Origin of the sequence: Pseudoduganella plicata, from assembly GCF_004421005.1 — a bacterium.
GTDB lineage: Bacteria > Pseudomonadota > Gammaproteobacteria > Burkholderiales > Burkholderiaceae_D > Rugamonas > Rugamonas plicata.
Genome location: NZ_CP038026.1, coordinates 589,548 through 608,996 on the forward strand (window position 1 = coordinate 589,548; position 19,449 = coordinate 608,996).

Sequence of the window (19,449 nt, forward strand, 5' to 3'; positions counted from 1 at the left end):
CCACTGGATTTGAGAACCCTAGTGCAACAACGCGTGTGCAAGTCCTAAAAGTGCAAAACGCTAGCGGACATTTAAGCGTTACAGATGATATAGATGGGATGACAGATGAGTCTGTGCGAGAAGTGTCATTCTGCATAACTGGTAGAGGTGCATACGTGTGTGGCTCTGCTAAGACTCTACATTTATCAGACTCCAAAAAATTAGATGCAGCGCCGACAGTGATTAGATTTATCAAAGGAATAGAAATTAGGTAAGGATTAGGTCATATATGTTAGGCACGTTGGGCGTTCCCTCTACGTAAAGGCAACGACGAAATCGATCATGCCGCGAACGCGCGAGACGTCTTCGCCCTGTCGACCAACGCCCACATTGACACGACGTCGCTGCTGGGCAAGGGTCACGAGAAAGGGCAGCCTGGCAATCAGCCTCGCCGACGGCACCCGCACGACCTTTTCGGGCGACATCACCCAGGTGGCGATGCTGGGCAGCGAAGGCGGCCTGGCGCGCTATCGTGTCCGGCTGACGCCATGGCTATGGCGCCTGACCCAGGTGCGCAACAGCCGCGTATGGCAGGACAAGAGCGTCATCGACATCGTCGACGATGTGCTGGGTGCCTACCAGCCGCTGGCGCAATGGCGCTGGAGCGGCGAGACGGACGCCTTCATGGCCGACATCCCGCCGCGCAGCTACTGCTGCCAGTACCGCGAGACCGATTATGAACTCGTGTTGAGGCTGCTGACAGAAGAAGGTCTCGCCTGGCGCATCGAGGAGACGGAAGACGGCCACGGCCTCGTGCTGTTTGCCGACAGCAGCCAGGAAACGGCGGTCCCGCAGGACGCCAGCAGCGCACAGGATGGCGGCATCCGCTTCCACGGCGCGCGCGTGGGCGAAAAGGGCGACACGATCCAGGCGCTGCAGGCCCGTCGCCGCGTCGTCTCGACGCTGACGACCTTGCTGAGCTACGACTACAAGGCAAAGAAGGCGGTAGCGGCCAGCGCGCCGTCGCGCCAGGGGTTCGGCAAGCTGCCGACGCTGGAGAGCTACGACGTGCCAGGGCAGTACGCGTTCGCCAGCGGCGCGGTAGCCGATCATTACGCGGAACTGCAGATGCAGGGCATTGAGGCGCGCAGCCGCGAGTGGCACGGCCGCTCGACGGTGCGCACTTTGGCGGCCGGCACGCGCATCGACGTCACGCAAGGTCCGCTGGCAGCGTTTGGCGACGCCGCGTCGGCCTACACCGTGCTGCGCGTGACGAGCGTCGGCGTGAACAACCTGCCGTCGCCTGCGGTACAGGCGCTGGCCGAACTGTTCGGCCCGATCCCGGAACTGCTGGAAGAAACGCTGTACGAGCACGCGGTGGCGGACGAGGACATGGCCCTCGTCATCGACCAGGCGCGCAAGAGCGGCTACGCTAACCGCTTCGAGGCGATCCCCGCGGACGTGATCTGGCGCCCGCAACTGCCGGGCAGCGACGGCCGCAGCCATCCGAAGTCGACGGCGCCGGGGGCGCAAAGCGCCATCGTCATCGGCCCGGACGGCAACGACCAACCGAGCGGCGCGGACGAACTGTACTGCGACGCGCTGGGCCGCGTGCGCATCCGCTACCACTGGCAGGATGCCGGTGATGCCTCGTGCTGGGTGCGCGTGGCGCAACGCACGGCGGGCGGCGGCATGGGCAGCCAGTTTTTACCGAGGATCGGCCAGGAAGTGCTGGTGCAGTTCATCGAAAACGACATCGACCGCCCGCTCGTCATTGGCGCGCTGTACAACGGACAGGGCGAGGGCGGTCACGCCCCGACGCCGGGCGGCCAGCCGGCCGAGGGCGACGATCCGGCTGAACTGTTCAAGCCGGCGTCGGACCACGCACCGTCCGCGCAGGGCAATATCGCTGCCGGTAACAGCCCGGGTATGGCATGGGGCTTCCGCAGGCAGCGACGGCCATTCGAACGCGGCCGCGCAGTGGGGGGTGCGGACGAAAGAGTTTGGCGGTAGCGGTTACAACCAGCTGCTGTTCGATGATACGGATGCGCAAGGGCGCGTGCAGTTGCGCTCGACCTATGCCGGGTCCGAGCTGACCCTGGGGCACCTGATTCATGCTGCCGACAACTATCGCGGCAGTTTGCGTGGGCGGGGGGCCGAGTTGCGTACCGACGCTTATGGTGCCGTTCGCGGCGGGGCTGGGTTGCTGGTGTCCAGTTATGTCGTGGCGCATTCGGCTGGCTCGCGGGATCCTGTCGGGGATAATGCTGCCGGGATTGCGTTGATGAAGCAGGCGGTCAAGTTGGGCGAGACGTTCAGTGAGGCTGCGGTGACGCATAACACGGTGGCGTTGGCTTCGTCGATCGGTCCTGCGAAGGCTGGTGCTTCTTCGATGTCGGACAAGGAAGCGCCGCTGGCAGCGATGCTGACCGCTGTGTCGGGCATGGTCGAAGGCGACAGCCTCGGCAACGCCAAGGGCTCCGCCAGCGCCAAGAAAACATCACCGGGTGATGGCTCTCTGCCGCATTCCAGCGACCCGATCATCGCCATCAGCGCCAAGGCAGGCCTGGGCGTGACCGCCGCCGGTGCCGTGCAAATGTCAAATGGCGAAACTGTCACGTTGATGAGTGGCGCGGATACGCAGTCCGTCTCCGGCGGCCAGATGCGGGTGCACTCCGGGCAAGCCATCGGCGTGCTCGGCGGTGCTGTCGCGCCCGGAACCGATGGGATTGGTGTGCAGGTGATTTCGGCCAAGGATGCCATCGATGTGCAGGCACAGGCCGATACGTTGACCGTCCAGGCGCGCGATGACGTCAACGTGATCAGCGCGAACTCGTTTATCGACTTTGCCGCTGCCAAGAGTATTTCGTTATCCACTGCTGGCGGGGCGAATATTACGGTCAATGGCGGGAATATTACGGTGCAGTGTCCGGGCACGATATTGATCAAAGCTGGAAAGAAGAGCTTTGTAGGTCCACATTCTATTGACTACCCGCTGCCTGCCATGCCTAACGACGTCTGTAAGCCGTGTCTCTTAGCCGCCTTGCGCAGCGGTAGCGCGTTCGTAGCGCCTGCGGGAGCCTGATTATGTATTTCGCTTTTGAAAAGCTATCAGGTACCGCGTTGGAGGAATTGATTATAGCGGTGTCCACTCAGATGGCGTATTCGCCAGGGGCTCCGCACTACGCTTACGCATTGGTTGATTGCGCTTTTGATGAAAATCTACTAAGTCACGCGGGACTTAAAAAGCTACTGCGTATTTCTCTCTACGAGGGGACCCGGCTGAGCGGATTTGGTGCGGCAAGTCCCTTCCTTATTAGACTTCCTGACGGCGGTCGCGAGAAAGCAGACTCAATTAAATTACTGGCAAGACTTTGCAGTGGACGACCGATGTGGAGCATAATCGTAGCTGGCATTAGCTTGGATGAGCTAAAATCACACTTTGAGCCGTTCTTATTGGCCCGTTGCACCGACGGTTTAGCGTGGCCGGTACGTTGGGCAGACTCACGGGTAATTCGACCATTGTTAAATGCAATCAAGGAGATTTATAGCAAGGACTTGACGGACCCTTTCCACGCATGGCTGTTGCCTACGCGCAGCGGCACTGTGCAAATCCTTCCCGGCGCTGCGGCTCAGCGACCTGTGCTCAACTATGTGGAAATGTATCTGACGGATAGCCAAATCAATCTAATAGTCGAAGAATGCGAGCCTGATGCCGTTATAGCACAGATATCAAAGACGCAGCCAGACATTTTAGCTAAACATGCACCAGGTGTGTTGTATGATTTGGTCGAACAGCAGTTGAGACAGGGTTCGCAGATAGGCTTATCAGCGGCGCCCTTAAGACTGCATTTTTCTATATTCCCACTTATATTGAATCCTGGCTTTGAAAAACATCCCGAATTCCTGAAATTTCTCGAGAACATAACTAAAGGAGCAGCATATTATGATGAGATCGAAAAATTGTCGACGGAATTTTGGCAAGCTGCAAGCCTTCCCAACACGTGAGAATATTGTGGTTTGTAAAGTCAAGACCTGAAAGGTTGGTTTGTTGGGGGCGGGGCTGGCGGTTTCCTTTTTGGCGGGGTGCGCTGTGAACGCGAGTGAAAAGACAGATACGTACGGTGCCCAGATCGGACTAGTGAACCACACCGATAGATATATATATTCTGCCGCCGTGGGTAACGGTGGCGGGGGTAGCTCATTTCCATATCATGCGGGGATTGCGAATATCTGTTGCGTAATGTTGCCGAAAGTTTGGCGCCCCGGACTAGAGTTTGTTGTCCGATGGGATGTTCCAGAAGGTAGGAAGCATAACGTCAAAGAGAAGCTTGTGAAGGTCGAACGTTATGATGAAACCGGAAGCCTCTATGTCCATTTCTTCCCGAATGACGAGATCCGTATAGTCGTCACCGAGTGGTACGGCGCGAGTAAGAATCACCCGATTCCTCCGCCGCCACAAGATGCGTATAAATGGCCTAAGTAAACTTTTCATGTTGCCCAATGATACTTCCTACACCTAAACAAGCGCCTTTTCCGGTAGAGAGCTTTTTCGCGTTGTCCTCTGAGGAGAAATCTAAGCGCGCGCTATCGATTGCGCGATATGCTAGCTCTGCCCCATGTGCCATACCCATACGTATCAGCATTTTTTTTGATGGAACGAATAATAATCTTTTGCGTGACCGGGATGGGCAGCGAATTCCAGTGTTGGGAGTTGATGGGAGCGACGCTACTATAGCTGGCGGCACGGAGCGTCTGCCTACCATTGAGTGCAGCCACAGTAACGTGGCGCGTCTGTTCGGTGCGCATACGCCGACCAATTTGGAAAGCGGCATATTTTCGTACTATATTCCTGGCGTGGGGACGCCGTTTCCTGAGATCGGCGAGTTAACTGAGAGCGCGGGAGGTAAAGCGTTCGCTGCAGGCGGGGAGGCTAGAATTATCTTCGCGCTATTGCAGGTCATTAACTCTGTACACGGTACGCTGAAAGGCAAGCCGCGTCTCAAAGACGACGCCGTGGGCGCGCTGGCTAAAAGTTATCGGCGAGCCGTCGCCACGCCGCCCCCACCAGGCGACGATAGAATGCGCGGCAGTCCTTTGGTCGAGTTTTTCTCGGAGCACATTGAGTTGTTGAGGCAGATGCTTATCGCTGCCGCGAAACCACACATCCCGTCAATTACACTAGATGTTTTTGGGTTCTCGCGAGGCGCAGCTGAGGCAGTTGCGTTTTGTCACATGTTCGACGAATTATTGGAGAAGGGAAAATTTGCAGGTATTGCCGCGAGCATTAACTTTCTTGGTATATTCGATACTGTTGCGTCTGTTTTTATTGGTGACTCAGTGGCGAAGACGCTTCCCATACCTGACCGGGCGGCTGATGGCCACTGGGCATGGGCAAGCAGAATTTTGGACGACTTACCGGGCTGTATTCGGAGCGGGCGTCATTATATAGCTGCGCATGAGCAACGAATGAATTTCCCCGTGACAACTCTAAACGGCTCAAGGGAGTTCAAGCAAGTATATTTCCCAGGCGTTCACTCTGATGTGGGCGGCGGTTATGCGCCAGGCGAGGGCGGAAAGGGGCGAGGTGCGCAATCCGAAATGTTATCGCAGATCCCATTGGCGTACATGTACAAGGAAGCGCTATTGGAGGGCGTGCCATTGTTATTGTATGATGAGTTCCCCCTAGCATTGAAGGACGACTTTTCTGTGAGCAAAGGCCTTGCATCCGCATGGGAGGCATATACCGAGGCGCTTATTGATCGATCGGACGGCACTGACCACGGTGACCGCCTGAAGCGACACATGAAGTTGTACTACGACTGGAGAGCGGTTAGACTGGAGAGCATGCGCCAATGTCAGTTCTTTGTCTCCGCGAGTAAGCAGTCTCAGCAAGATCTTGATGATTCTAACCGGCTGTTAAAAGGGGATCTCGTGCTCATGCGGCGTCGACGGCTGCCGCCCGATGCGCGCCCCGAGTTAGACGATCGCCAGAAGCAGAGCGCTAACCAATGGGTATGGGTGCACGCTAACGATCCACTGGACGCTTGGGAGGTGTTCGCATTGAATTGTTTTTTGTACCCAGATCCCCCTAATTCGCGTGTGACCGCTTTTTTTGATGATTTCATGCACGATTCCATTGCAGGCTTCTACCTTGCAGGAGAAGTGACGGAATACGACAAGCGTGTAAAAATTGCAGAGGTACTCAAAAAGCCTCCAAACAGTCTAAAGGGGTTTAATAAGAAGATTGTCGAGCATTGGAATCTGTGCCATTCGCTCGCGAAGAGGAAAAAGTTAGGCGAATCGTTAAATGAAGAGGAACTGCTGTTAGCAAGAGAAGCTGAGACTGGCACGCCCTATCCCATAATGACGGATGAGGATACGAAAGATATGAGGAATGGTATGATCACTACGCAGACTTCTACTCGAAGAGAGGGGGCGGTTATTTCCTGCGTCGCGGCTACTTCCCTCGGGATGGAATCATCTTCAAAAAGCACTTGACATACCCTGACAACCTATCACGTTCCGCTCAAGTTATCCGTGTCCAAAGGGCTGGGAAACCTGATGAGTTATATGAAGCATACTGGAGTAATAGTGTCGAATCGGACGTCAGCCGCAACGGCAGATTAGCTGTTGTTTAGTGCTTGCGTTGCGTAGATAGTCGTGCAGCGACGCCCACACCGACACGACGTCGCTGCTGGGCAAGGGTCACGAGAAAGGCAAGTCTCGCCATCAGCCTGGCCGACGGCACCCGTACCACGTTCTCGGGCGACATCACGCAGGTGGCCATGCTGGGCAGCGAAGGCGGCCTGGCGCGCTATCGTGTCCGGCTGACGCCGTGGCTGTGGCGCCTGACCCAGGTGCGCAACAGCCGGGTATGGCAGGACAAGAGCGTCATCGACATTGTCGACGACGTGCTGGGCGCCTACTCGCCGCTGGCGCAATGGCGCTGGAGCGGCGAGACGGATGCCTTCCTTGCCGACGTCCCGCCGCGCAGCTAATGCTGCCAGTACCGCGAAACGGATTACGAATTCGTCCAGCGCCTGCTGACGGAAGAGGGCCTGGCCTGGCGCGTCGAGGAAACCGAAGACGGCCACGGTCTCGTCCTGTTCGCGGACAGCAGCCAGGAAACCGCAATCGCGCAGGACGCCAGCAGTGAGCAGGACGGCGGCATCCGCTTCCACGGCGCGCGCGTGGGCGAAAAGGGCGACACGATCCAGGCGCTGCAGGCGCGCCGCCGTGTCGTGTCGACATTGACCACGCTGCTCAGCTACGACTACAAAGCGAAAAAGGCGGTGGCGGCCAGCGCTCCCTCTCGCCGGCAGTTCGGCAAGCTGCCGACGCTGGAGAGCTACGACGTGCCGGGCCAGTACGCGTTTGCCAGCGGCGCGGTAGCCGATCATTACGCGGAACTGCAGATGCAGGGCATTGAGGCGCGCAGCCGCCAATGGCACGGCCGCTCGACGGTCCGCACTTTGGCGGCCGGCACGCGCATCGACGTCACGCAAGGTCCGCTGGCAGCGTTTGGCGACGCCGCGTCGGCCTACACCGTGCTGCGCGTGACGAGCGTCGGCGTGAACAACCTGCCGTCGCCTGCGGTACAGGCGCTGGCCGAACTGTTCGGCCCCATTGCGGAGCTGCTGGAGGAGGCACTGCACGAGCGCGAGCTGAATGGCGAGGACATGGCCCTCGTCATCGACCAGGCGCGCAAGAGCGGCTACGCTAACCCCTTCGAGGCGATCGCTGCGGACGTGATCTGGCGCCCGCAACTGCCGGGCAGCGAAGGCCGCAGCCACCCGAAGCCGACGGCACCCGGCGCGCAAAGCGCGATCGTCATCGGCCCGGACGGCAACGACCAACCGAGCGGCGCGGACGAACTGTACTTCGACGCGCTGGGCCGCGTGCGCATCCGCTACCACTGGCAGGATGCCGGTGACGCCTCGTGCTGGGTGCGCGTGGCGCAACGCACGGCGGGCGGCGGCATGGGCAGCCAGTTTTTACCGAGGATCGGCCAGGAAGTGCTGGTGCAGTTCATCGAAAACGACATCGACCGCCCGCTCGTCATCGGCGCGCTGTACAACGGACAGGGCGAGGGCGGCCACGCGCCGACACCGGGCGGCCAGCCGGCCGAGGGCGACGATCCGGCTGCGCTGTTCAAGCCGGCGTCGGACCATGCGCCGTCCGCGCAGGGCAATATCGCTGCCGGCAACAGCCCGGTGTGGCATGGGGCTTCCGCAGGCAGCGACGGCCATTCGAACGCGGCCGCGCAGTGGGGGGTGCGGACGAAAGAGTTTGGCGGTAGCGGTTACAACCAGCTGCTGTTCGATGATACGGATGCGCAAGGGCGCGTGCAGTTGCGCTCGACCTATGCCGGGTCCGAGCTGACCTTGGGGCACCTGATTCATGCTGCCGACAACTATCGCGGCAGTTTGCGTGGGCAGGGGGCCGAGTTGCGTACCGACGCTTATGGTGCCGCTCGCTGCGGGGCTGGGTTGCTGGTGTCCAGTTATGTCGTGGCGCATTCGGCTGGCTCGCGGGATCCTGTCGGGGATAATGCTGCCGGGATTGCGTTGATGAAGCAGGCGGTCAAGTTGGGCGAGACGTTCAGTGAGGCTGCGGTGACGCATAACACGGTGGCGTTGGCTTCGTCGATCGGTCCTGCGAAGGCTGGTGCTTCTTCGATGTCGGACAAGGAAGCGCCGCTGGCTGCCATGCTGACCGCCGTCTCCGGCATGGTCGAGAGCGATAGCCTTGGCAGCGCCAAGGGCTCCGCCAGCGCGAAGAAAACGTCACCAGACGGTGGTTCGCTGCCGCATTCCACGGATCCGATTGTCGCCATCAGCGCAAAAGCGGGTTTGGGCGTCACCGGCGCTGGTGCCATGCAGATGTCGAATGGCGAAACTATTTCTCTGATGAGCGGGTCGGACACGCAGTTTGTGTCCGGCGGCCAGATGCGTGTGCATTCCGGTCAGGCGATCGGTGTGCTCGGTGGCGCCGTTGCGCCCGGAGCTGACGGGCTTGGCGTGCAGATGATTGCGGCCAAGGATGCCATCGATGTGCAGGCGCAGGCGGATACGTTGACCGTTCAGGCGCGCGATGAGGTCAATGTCATCAGTGCAAATGCGTTTGTCGATTTTGCTGCTGCGAAGAGTATTTCGTTGTCCACTGCTGGTGGGGCGAATATTACGATCGATGGCGGGAATATTACGGTGCAGTGCCCGGGGAAGCTCGTCGTCTTGGCCGGGAGTAAGAATTTCGATCACGCCGTCAAAGAACAATATGTTCTCCCTGTATTGCCGAACTCGGTTTGCCCCGATTGCCTGCTTCGGGCTGCTGCGGTTGGTTCGCCCTTCGCAGCGAGAGGGGGGCGCTAATGAGATGCACTTCGCTATTGCCGCTGTTGGATTTCGGCACGGACTTCTCCACGTATTCTCTCTTGGATGGCGCCCAGGCACCTGGCATCTGGGATGCTCTTCGCCGAGACGAAGAGATAGAAATCTATCCGTTGCTGGGTGATTCCGACGTCACACTTGTTGGTCCAATACTTGTGTTCCATAAAATGGGTCCCGCTTGCCGAACGCTCTCCAGTATGGCAGAGGCTGATAGTAGCAGCTTTTACCTTTCTATTTTGCAAGCTCATGGTAACAAAGACCTGCTTATTGCGCATCTTACGACGCTAACCCAGGTGTCTCATGCGGACGGGTCACAATGGATTATGCGGTATTACGATCCTCGTGTACTTCCACACTGGGCCGGCGTCCTAAATTCATCGCAGCGTGCTTTGGCTTTATCGCCGATTCGGGCTTGGCATTATATGACTGCTGATTGTTCGCCGGAGAGAATAACGGGCGAAGGCTCGCAGCAACTAGCTTTTGGACATTTCGAGCAGATTTGTCTTTCCGAGGAACAGAGCGTCGAACTTCTATGTAGGTGCGCCCCATTGATGCTGATGAGCATAATATCTCAGGAGAGGGGCGGTGATATCTGGTGCAGAGGTGAGTGCGAACGGTCCGAATTCGTTCATCAGGTACTCGCGAACGCGAAAAATCTTGGGATCATCGAGTTCTCAGACCAAAAGACTTTTATTCTTCTAGCGTTGGCTTACGGTGAGAATTTTCATGAATCCGCTGCGTTTCTAGAGATGTGGAAGGCGGAAAGTGGCGGGGGGCTTAATGCCATGATTTTGAAAATGCCATCGCAGCTTCTTAGTGGGTTTGGATTAAATAAATGAGAAATGCACTTCCATATTTTTTTACTTTAATGGCGACGATGTTGGCGGCGGGATGTTGGAATGGCTCAGCTGCGCAAACTATGTCCATTAGCACTTATAATTACACGGGAAATAGCCTTTACAGTATCCATGTTCAGGAGGCGTCGAGTAAATTTAATATCGATTCAGCCGCGGCTGGAGGCTCAATATTTCTCGACAATGCAGACGCTGCGACTTTCGAGGATGGCCGGCCATACACTTCTAAATCAGATGTCTGCTGTTTTGCAATGTCCGCAACCGCTGCAAAATCAGACATACGCGTCGTTTGGAGCGAAGTCTACGACTTAAGTGCATTCAGGAGCAATGAGCCGTCTGCGGAAGACGAACGAAATAATCGGGGAGCACCGCCGGGCGCAATTTGGTGTACGGCAATCGTAAAAGTTCGCGGCGAGCTAACTCCGCTTACGAATAAGTTGGTATTGCATTTCTTGCAGGATGGCGTCGTGATCGCGGTGTTGGGTGACTCTACGGCTAACCGTCCTTTGGACGAATCGGAAGTGGCGGGCCATGTGGTAGACCAAGCCAAAGGGAAGACTTGTAAGATTCAAGCGGATAATCCTTGGTACGGCGCAGCGCCGAAAAAACATCAGGAGTAACTATGGGAAAGCCTACGGTATGGCGACTTACTGACTGGACAGAAGCGGACAGTATTAAGCGTGATTTTGTGCGGCAGGACCTTGGGGAAATTAAAGATATTAAAGATTGCCAAGAATGCCCCAAACCTGTTTGGGTGACTGTATTTTTTGATGGTACCGGAAATAATTTTGTCGCGGATGGCGACGGGAAGCTGGATCCAGAAAAGGTAAGCTATAGCAATATTGCCAAATTCGCTGCATTTGCACACGCGGGCAATGACAAGACTAACCGAACGCACGGCATATATGTGCCGGGCGTTGGTACGAAATTCGCCGAGATCGGCGATTCAGGCGATGGGATTGATAAGGCGGCCGGTATGTCTACCGCGAAGCGTGGTGAGGATCGCATTAACTGGGCATTCCAAGTAATGTCGGAGCGCGTTGATTCCCATTTGCCATTGGTCAGCCAAATCAATATTGCTGTGCTTGGATTTAGTCGCGGAGCTGCTATGTCCCGGGCGTTTGTTAGGAGGTTGAGTGAGCGATATGGGACTCTGGGTGGCGAGATGCATTGGCCTCGTGGGAACAATCCTACTATCAACGTTTATTTCCTCGGAATTTTCGATACGGTCGCGTCGGTCGGGTATGGTGGTAGTAAGTTAGAATCAGCGATCGCGAGCCTGCCAAGCGTGCCTACTCAGGTACTCAGGATCGCCGCTGACTATGGTGGCCATGCAGGATGGGCTAGCGATCTCCGTATTCCAAGCTACGTAAAGAAGTGCGTACATTATGTTGCTTCCCACGAAGTAAGGGAGAAGTTTCCTAGCGACTCTGTCAGGGAGTCTCTGCTTGTTCCTGATAATTGTGAGGAGTACTTCTACCCCGGTGCGCACTCAGATGTAGGCGGAGGATATGCGTACGGAATCCAGGAGTGGCGTAGCGCGGAGCTTTCTAGAATTCCTCTCTGCAACATGTTTCGAGAAGCGTACGCAGCAGGAGTGCCATTTTTCCCGCCAGCAAAGGTGATTAAAAAATCCGGCACGCTTTTTGAGATCACGACCGATTTGGAGGAATGTTTTAATTCATATATATCATGGATGCCAGAGAATTATAGCCTCGAGAAAAACATTATCGTCAACATGAATTTCTATTATCATTGGCGTTGGGGACGGTCCCAGCGAATGCAGAAACTCGCGAAATCTACTGCGGGCGTTGGCAGCTCCAGTCAGCACAACCTTGGTTCATCGGATCCATATATGCGTATCACCGACGAGGAATGGAACAAGGATGTGCAGAATATTGCTGAGAAGAAAACTGGGAGCTGGGTCAGCTCGACCACAACCCTCGAGGACGCAATATTTGATGCTTGGCGAGGTGGCTTGCGAAAGATGCTGCCTCCCGACCGGCTTAGGTTGTTCGATAGATTCTTTGATTATTATGTTCATGACTCTGTCGCTGGCTTTAAGCAGCAGATGAGTGAGAGTCATATCGGATTTGTTGAGTCGAGCAGGTGGACAAAGAATCGGCGCTACTTTTTAGGTAAGCGTGGGAAGAAGTTCCTGTATTGGACTTACGAGGGTAACCATCCTGAATCGCAGCGCCCGAGGGTCGCTGTACTGCGCCCAGATGGCCCGTCTGATCACGACTCCATAGCATCTGCTTGATATCTGCTCTAGCACACTGGCGACATCGTTGTTCTGTCCACCAACACGCACATCGACACGACGTCGCTGGTGGGCAAGGGTCACGATGAGAGCCAGCCTGGCCGTCAGCCTGGCCGACGGCACCCGTACAACGTTCTCTGGCGACATCACGCAGGTGGCGATGCTGGGCAGCGAAGGTGGCCTGGCGCGCTATCGTGTCCGGCTGACGCCGTGGCTGTGGCGACTGACCCAGATACGCAACAGCCGCGTATGGCAGGACCAGAGCATCATCGACATTGTCGACGAGGTGCTGGACGCCTACCAGCCGCTGGCGCAATGGCGCTGGAGCGGCGAGACGGATGCCTTCATGGCCGACATCCCGCCGCGCAGCTACTGCTGCCAGTACCGGGAAACGGACTACGAGTTCGTCGGGCGCCTGCTGACGGAAGAAGGGCTGGCCTGGCGCGTGGAGGAAACAGCAGACGGCCACGGCCTCGTGCTGTTTGCCGACAGCAGCCAGGAGACGGCGATCCCGCAGGACGCCAGCAGCGCACAGGATGGCGGCATCCGCTTCCACGGCGCGCGCGTGGGCGAAAAGGGCGACACGATCCAGGCGCTGCAGGCGCGCCGCCGCGTCGTCTCGACCCTGACGACCTTGCTGAGCTACGACTACAAGGCAAAGAAGGCGGTGGCGGCCAGCGCGCCGTCGCGCCAGGGGTTCGGCAAGCTGCCGACGCTGGAGAGCTACGACGTGCCAGGGCAGTACGCGTTCGCCAGCGGCGCGGTGGCCGATCACTACGCGGAACTGCAGATGCAGGGCATTGAGGCGCGCAGCCGCCAATGGCACGGCCGCTCGACGGTCCGCACCCTGGCGGCGGGAACGCGCATCGACGTCACGCAGGGCCCGCTGGCCGCCTTTGGCGACGCCGCATCGGCCTACACGGTGCTGCGCGTGACCAGTGTCGGCGTCAACAATCTCCCGTCGCCGGCGATACAGGCATTGGCCGAACTGTTCGGCCCGATCCCGGAACTGCTGGAAGAGACATTGTACGAGCAAGCGGTGGCCGACGAGGACATGGCGCTCGTCATCGACCAGGCTCGCAAAAGCGGCTACGCCAACCGTTTCGAGGCGATCCCCGGGGACGTGATCTGGCGCCCGCAACTGCCGGGCAGCGACGGCCGCAGCCATCCGAAGCCGACGGCGCCGGGCGCGCAAAGCGCCATCGTCATCGGCCCGGACGGCAACGACCAGCCCAGCGGCGCGGATGAGTTATATTGGGACGCCCTGGGCCGCGCACGTAGGCGCGGACCAAAATCTGCGCGACGCTTACCGCGGCCATTAAACCGAAGTATCCCGCAGTGAAGAACGGTATTACGGCCGAGCAGGCGGACGCCATCTTCCTCGACGACCTCGCGGAGACATTGAATATTGTCCGACTCTGCATCCAGGCGCCGCTGTATCAGCATGAGTACGATGCCATCGTATCGATGGCCTGCACTGCCGGTGGCAAGTTCGTGAAATTTAAGAAACTGATCGCAAAAGCGAATGCGGGGCAGTACAGCGCCTGTTGCGCGGAATTTGCCGATATTACGTCGAAGGACTGGCCGGTCTGGTCCTGCGTCGACAGCGTGAAATGGATATCCTCAATCACGCGGTATACAACTCGCAACATTAAAGGAAATACGATGAGCCGCAACTTTATCTTTCTTACGGCAGCTGTGACGCTTGCGTACGGCAGCGCCTGTGCCGCCCCACATGAGCTGTCCGGCACCTGGAAGTTTGCCAAAAATGTTGCCTACTTTGGCGACGCGAAGGCCGTTCCTTCGCCCCAGTACCCGACCATTCAGCTCGTCGATGGCAAGCTGTTTCTGCAGCCGCGGTGCGATACGCCGATCGATTACAGCAAGGTGAAGTACGACTACGACGAGTTGTTCCAGATGGCCTTGAAAGCGGGCGCCGATGACAAGGCGATGGACAAGTTCACGAAGAAGTTTCTCGGAGCGCCACTGTCCAGCGTAAAGTATTTTTACCAGGGCAATAAGGCCCTGGCCCAGTGCAATTTCGAGCATGCCAACGTCTTCATATTGAATGACAAACTCGTGCTCGTGAATGGCGGAGGCATTTTCAGCGCCTACAATCGTGTCCCCGCACCGGTAGCGGCGGAGTCCGGACCGAACCTGTACGGACGCAAGTTGAGCCAATTGCCTTACAACGGCGGGCTCTTCAATGTGGTCTGCTAAGGCCTGATCGGCCAGAAAAAAGGCGTTCCGCAGCCGACGGACGCGTGCGCGCCCGTGTTTTATCCTTACGCCGCGACGAAAGACGACGCCGACCCGCTGGGCAAGCTGATCGGTTCGCATCAATACAAGAAGTTCGGCGCCGACGCCGATAAGGATTACAACAACCCGGTCGGCCACGGCCTGCATCCGGTTTATATGCTGTTTCAGCCTCTGAAGGACGTGACGATCGCTGCCGTCGAGGATATCGAACAGGGCGATTCCTCGGGCCGGGCGGGCATGACCGGGGTTTATCTGTCGATCAAGGGCGGCAAAGTCGTGGACCAGAGTACCGGGGAATGCCTGCTGCAGCCCGACTATAGCTGCACCTATATCAATGGAGAAAAGGTCTATCAGCTGTTGGATACCGGCAAATTTGTCAAAGTGCGCAAGTGGATCAGGCGGGCCCATTTTCGAGTCGTCAGAAGTCGGGTCGCATTCAATGCGGTTTCGGTCCATTCAGATGATGCGATTGTTGCTGACGTTCTGCCTGATTGTCACGTTACTGGCGGGTATGAATGCACGTGCCGCCTCGCCGGAAGGCATGTGGAAGTACGAGCGCACGATGGATTATTTCGCGCGGACGGCCAATATGTCGCTGCCCGCCGCAACGCTGGTCGTGCGCGCAAACGAGGTAGTGTTGTCCGGTTCCTGCGTTGCCCGATTCAGCGCAGATGACTACTTGTTCTCCGAGGTCTTCCAGCCGTTGAGCAAGCAAGGGATCTCGGACAAGCAGCTGGACCGGTTCCTGATCCGGCACTTCAAGCTGTCGCTGGCGCCGCGTGCATAAGCGGCAAACCGTCGGCAACCTGGGCCGTCGGCGCGCTACCTGCGTGAAAGCATCGCGGCACACTGCCTCCGAGCGCTAACCGCCCGCCGCGCCCCGCCTCGCCAGAGTACAATTTCCCCACCGAATCCCTGAGGAAGTTTCATGTTCAGAAATCGCGGCCTGCTGCGGGCGATTGCCGCGCTGTCGCCTGGTTCGCGCTATGCGTGGGCCGCCGTGCTTGCATTGTCCGTGCTGGCGGTGCAGACGTTGCTCCGCACGGTTGACGGCGGACGCGTGCCGTTTCTTGTGGTCAATCCGGCCATTGTGTTCGCGGCGGCGGCGTTTGGCAGCGGGCCGGCGCTGCTGGTGTACTTCACCGGGCTGCTGTATGGCCTGCACCTGTTTGCGCCCGATGCCAATCCCGTGCTGATGGATGGCCCGGAACGGGCCGCGATGCTGGCCTACGCGGCGATGGGGTTCGTGTATATCTACCTGGGCCACCTGGGGCGCGTCTACGCGGGCCGCGCCTTGCGCGCGGAGCGTCAGCTGGTGGCGGACCGGCTGGCGGAAAGCGAAGCGCGCCGCCGCTATCTGCACGACCTGCTGCTACAGGCGCCGGGTTTCGTGGCCGTGCTGCGGGGACCGGAGCATGTCATCGAACTGACCAACGAGGCGTTCGACGAACTGGTGGGCCGCAGCGACCTGACGGGGCGTGAGTTCGGGGCCGCCGTGCCGGAGCTGGCAGGGCAGGCGTTGATGGCGCATCTGGACCGTGCCTTCCGGACGGGCGGTCGATACAGCGCCCGCGATACGCAGGTATGGGTGCGGCTGAACGCCAGCGAGCCTGCGCAGCTGCGGTATATCGATTTCGCGCTGCAGCCGACGACGGCCGGCGCGGACGTCACCGGCGTCTTTATCGCCGGCGTCGACGTCACGGCGCGCAAGCTGGCGCGCGACGCGCTGCTGCTGAACGAGGAAAGGCTGGAGGACGGCATGCAGGCGGCGCGCATGACCGTGTGGGACTGGGACCTCGCCTCGGACGAAATGCATTTTTCCGACAGCGCGGTAGCCATCTTCGGCGCCAGCCTGGAAGCGCTGCGCCGGCCCTGGCACCTGCTGCATCCGGACGACGTGGCGCGCCTGCGGCTGGCGCAGGCGCGCGCGCTGGCCGAGCGGGGCGGCTATCTGGAAACGGTGCGCGCGCACCGGGCCGACACGGGCGCCGAGCTATGGATCGAAGTGCGTGCCCGCGTGCTCAGCGGGGACGACGGCGTGCCGCGCAGCTTCCGCGGCGTGACGCTGGACGTCACCTTGCGCCACGTGGCGGAACTCGCGCTGCGCGAGGCCGAGCGGCGCAAGGACGAGTTCCTGGCGATGCTGGCGCATGAGCTGCGCAATCCGCTCGCGCCGATCAGTGCGGCTGCCACGATGCTGCAGCATCCGGGGGTGCAATCTTCACAGGTCGAGCGCGCCAGCGCCATCATCGGCCGCCAGGCGGCACACATGGTGCGGCTGGTGGACGATCTGCTCGATGCCGCGCGCATCAGCCGTGGCAAGGTGGAGCTGCGCTACGAGGTGTTCGACTTCGCCGCCGCCGTGGAGGATGCGATCGAACAGGTCAGGCCGCTGGCCGAACGCAAGCGTCAGACGCTGGCGGTACAGTGGCCAGGCGAGGTCGCGCTGGTCGATGGCGACCGCGCCCGCCTCGCGCAGGTCGTGTCGAACCTGCTGAACAACGCGGCGCGTTACACGCCCGATGGCGGGCGGATCGACGTGATGCTGGAGGTGTCCGGCCCGACCATCCGCCTGGCGGTCAGCGACAACGGCTGCGGCATCGCACCGGCGCTGCTGCCCGGCGTGTTCGACCTGTTTACGCAGGGCCAGCGTGGCCGCGACCGCACGCAGGGCGGCCTTGGCATCGGGCTGGCGATCGTGCACGGCCTGGTGCGGATGCATGGCGGCAGGGTGCGCGCGCACAGCAACGGGCCGGGGCAGGGTGCCCGGTTCGACGTAACACTGCCGCTGTCGCGAGAGAAAGCCGCGGTGACGGCAGCACCCACGTCAAGCCCGCGCGACGCATTGGCAAGCCTGGCCGTGCTCGTGGTGGATGACAACCAGGACGCGGCCGACACGCTGGCCGCATTGCTGGGGAGTGCCGGACTGCGCTGCGCGGTCGAGTATGGGTCGGAAGCGGCGCTGCAGCGTGCGCTGCGCGAGCGCCCGGACGTGTGCGTCCTCGATATCGGTCTGCCCGGCCTGGACGGACTGGAACTGGCGCGGCGTCTGCGCGCGGGACTGGGTGACGCCGTGCTGCTGATCGCCCAGTCGGGCTACGGCCAGTCGCAGGACCGCGCAGCCGGCATCGCGGCGGGGTTCGACCACTATTTCGTCAAGCCGGTGGAGGCCGATGCGCTGTTCGGCGTGCTGCGCCAGGGGCGCGGCACGGCGGCGCTGCCGTCCTAGGCCGGCTCGCGGCGCGTCGGTCCCACCACGGGGCGCGGATCGACGGGCATGTCCATCACGACGGTGGTGCCCCGTTCGGCCGAGCTGTCCAGCGTGACGGTGCCCGCATGGCATTCGGCGACGCGGCGTACGAAGTGCAGGCCCAGGCCCCAGCCGTCCCCCGCGGTGCCGCGGTGGAACGGCAGCAGCACCTGGTCGAGCCGTTCCGGTGGAATCGGCGCTCCGCCGTTGTGGACCGATAGCAGCACGGTGCCTCGCGTCATGCTCACCTGCACCGACACCTTGCCGCCATCTCCATACTTGACAGCGTTTGCCAGCAGATTCGCCAGCGCGCGGCGCAGATGCGGCGGCGACCAGAATCCCATTACCGGCTCGCCCGCCACGCTGACCCGATCGCCCGGAACCGAGGCGGCGACGTCGCGCGCCAGTGCCAGCATGTCCAGCTGCGTGAACTCGATGGTGGCCTGGTCCGCGCGGCACGCCGACGCGTCGTCGAGGATCTCGCGGATCAAAGTGTCCGTGGCCGCCACATTGGTGGTGATCCGTTCGGCCAGCTTGTGTATTTCGGGCGCAGGCTGGTGTGCCTGGATCAGCTGCGCTGCCATGCCGATATTCTGCAGCGGGTTGCGGATATCGTGCGCCAGCGCCATGACATAGCGTTCGCGCTGGTCGGACTGGCGCCGCACATAGGCTGCCAGGGCTTCCTGCACCGCGTCGTCGACGATGTCGTTGACCGCGGCAATGTCGCTGGGCTGAAGCGCGATGCCATCGGCCACGCAGACGGCCAGCAGCACATTGCGGAACAGCTGGTACTCGCGCACGACGTCGCCCGGCGCATAGCGGGTCAGCCGCGCACGCTCGTCACCGTGCATGGCCGCCACGTTGTTGCTGTGGTCGGGCGTGCCGCGCGGGAAATCCGGCGACAGGCTTTCCACGAGGTTGTCGTAGAACGCGGGCATCGTATCGATGAGCAGCGGGTCGTACAGCACCCGCGCCGGTGGAATCAGCAGCTGGACGGCGTTGGCCCAGCTGGTCAGCACCGTCTCGCGCACACGCATCAATTGCAGCGCGAGCGGTGACAGCGTTGGCGCGCGGGATGCCGTATCGGACAGGCCAGGGATGTTCATGGGGTGTTCCGTTCCGGGATCATGGTCGATGGGCGGACCTTAGCAGCCTCCGGCCACTCGTTCCGTGCGGCGGACCACCAAGACGCCGGCACGCGCCCTTCTGCTATCGCGCAATCATCGCTTGCGGGACCGGGCAGGGGGAGCGTCACAAGAATGCTGCCCGCATCGCAGCGCGGCCAGCTGCGCTTCCTGACGTACGACATCGCGAGCCGGCGACTTCCGCATCATGGGGGCACCGTCGCTCGTCAGGGCGCTATCATGCGCAGGTGGTGCGCCAGCGGTACGCGACGTGCCGCGGGCCATCACCTGCGCCCCTGAGTGCGCAACAAGACTGGCTGGCCCCCGA

11 protein-coding genes and 2 pseudogenes are annotated in these 19,449 nt (G+C 60.0%); 12 read left to right on the plus strand and 1 reads right to left on the minus strand.

Translation table 11 applies throughout. From position 1 onward, the window contains the following. Positions 1 to 308: 308 nt before the first annotated feature. The 12 genes and pseudogenes from E1742_RS02475 to E1742_RS02530 form a co-directional block, all read left to right on the plus strand. Positions 309 to 3,064, plus strand: a pseudogene (locus E1742_RS02475) (type VI secretion system Vgr family protein); the annotation flags it as partial. 2 nt (positions 3,065 to 3,066) lie between these two features. Beyond that, positions 3,067 to 3,987 carry a DUF4123 domain-containing protein gene (locus tag E1742_RS02480; RefSeq protein ID WP_134383398.1) on the plus strand — a complete coding sequence of 307 codons (921 nt, stop codon included), beginning with the start codon at positions 3,067 to 3,069 and terminating at the stop codon, positions 3,985 to 3,987. Positions 3,988 to 4,120: 133 nt separating this feature from the next. After that, the gene (locus tag E1742_RS27330; protein ID WP_166793393.1) at positions 4,121 to 4,465 is read left to right on the plus strand and encodes a DUF3304 domain-containing protein; all 345 of its coding nucleotides are present in this window, start codon (positions 4,121 to 4,123) and stop codon (positions 4,463 to 4,465) included. Between the two features lie 299 nt (positions 4,466 to 4,764). Next, positions 4,765 to 6,480, plus strand: coding sequence for a T6SS phospholipase effector Tle1-like catalytic domain-containing protein (locus tag E1742_RS02490; RefSeq protein WP_371860197.1), 1,716 nt, complete (start codon positions 4,765 to 4,767; stop codon positions 6,478 to 6,480). Positions 6,481 to 6,692: 212 nt separating this feature from the next. Next, positions 6,693 to 9,353 (plus strand): annotated as a pseudogene (locus tag E1742_RS02495) (type VI secretion system Vgr family protein); the annotation flags it as partial. Further along, a complete protein-coding gene (locus E1742_RS02500; protein WP_134383401.1) occupies positions 9,353 to 10,210 on the plus strand; it encodes a DUF4123 domain-containing protein in 858 nt (285 codons plus the stop codon). The pseudogene E1742_RS02495 and the gene E1742_RS02500, both read left to right, overlap by 1 nt. Next, on the plus strand, positions 10,207 to 10,845 hold the full coding sequence (locus E1742_RS02505) for a DUF3304 domain-containing protein (protein ID WP_134383402.1): 639 nt from the start codon (positions 10,207 to 10,209) through the stop codon (positions 10,843 to 10,845). Before E1742_RS02500 ends, E1742_RS02505 begins: the two co-directional genes overlap by 4 nt. 2 nt (positions 10,846 to 10,847) lie before the next feature. After that, positions 10,848 to 12,488: a T6SS phospholipase effector Tle1-like catalytic domain-containing protein gene (locus E1742_RS26040; protein ID WP_166793395.1), complete on the plus strand. Its 1,641-nt coding sequence runs from the start codon at positions 10,848 to 10,850 to the stop codon at positions 12,486 to 12,488. Positions 12,489 to 12,573: 85 nt separating this feature from the next. Continuing rightward, positions 12,574 to 13,830 carry a type VI secretion system Vgr family protein gene (locus E1742_RS02515; RefSeq protein ID WP_307721904.1) on the plus strand — a complete coding sequence of 419 codons (1,257 nt, stop codon included), beginning with the start codon at positions 12,574 to 12,576 and terminating at the stop codon, positions 13,828 to 13,830. Beyond that, positions 13,827 to 14,708 carry a lysozyme gene (locus tag E1742_RS02520; RefSeq protein WP_134383403.1) on the plus strand — a complete coding sequence of 294 codons (882 nt, stop codon included), beginning with the start codon at positions 13,827 to 13,829 and terminating at the stop codon, positions 14,706 to 14,708. The genes E1742_RS02515 and E1742_RS02520 overlap by 4 nt, the downstream gene beginning before the upstream one ends. A gap of 54 nt (positions 14,709 to 14,762) precedes the next feature. Continuing rightward, complete coding sequence (locus tag E1742_RS02525; RefSeq protein ID WP_134383404.1) at positions 14,763 to 15,422, plus strand: hypothetical protein; 660 nt, start codon at positions 14,763 to 14,765, stop codon at positions 15,420 to 15,422. Positions 15,423 to 15,675: 253 nt separating this feature from the next. After that, complete coding sequence (locus tag E1742_RS02530) at positions 15,676 to 17,976, plus strand: hybrid sensor histidine kinase/response regulator (protein ID WP_134383405.1); 2,301 nt, start codon at positions 15,676 to 15,678, stop codon at positions 17,974 to 17,976. On the opposite strand, the gene E1742_RS02535 is transcribed toward E1742_RS02530, so the two are convergent. After that, the gene (locus E1742_RS02535; protein ID WP_134383406.1) at positions 17,973 to 19,103 is read right to left on the minus strand and encodes a sensor histidine kinase; all 1,131 of its coding nucleotides are present in this window, start codon (positions 19,101 to 19,103) and stop codon (positions 17,973 to 17,975) included. The two genes, E1742_RS02530 and E1742_RS02535, sit on opposite strands and share 4 nt — an antisense overlap. Positions 19,104 to 19,449 lie beyond the last annotated feature (346 nt).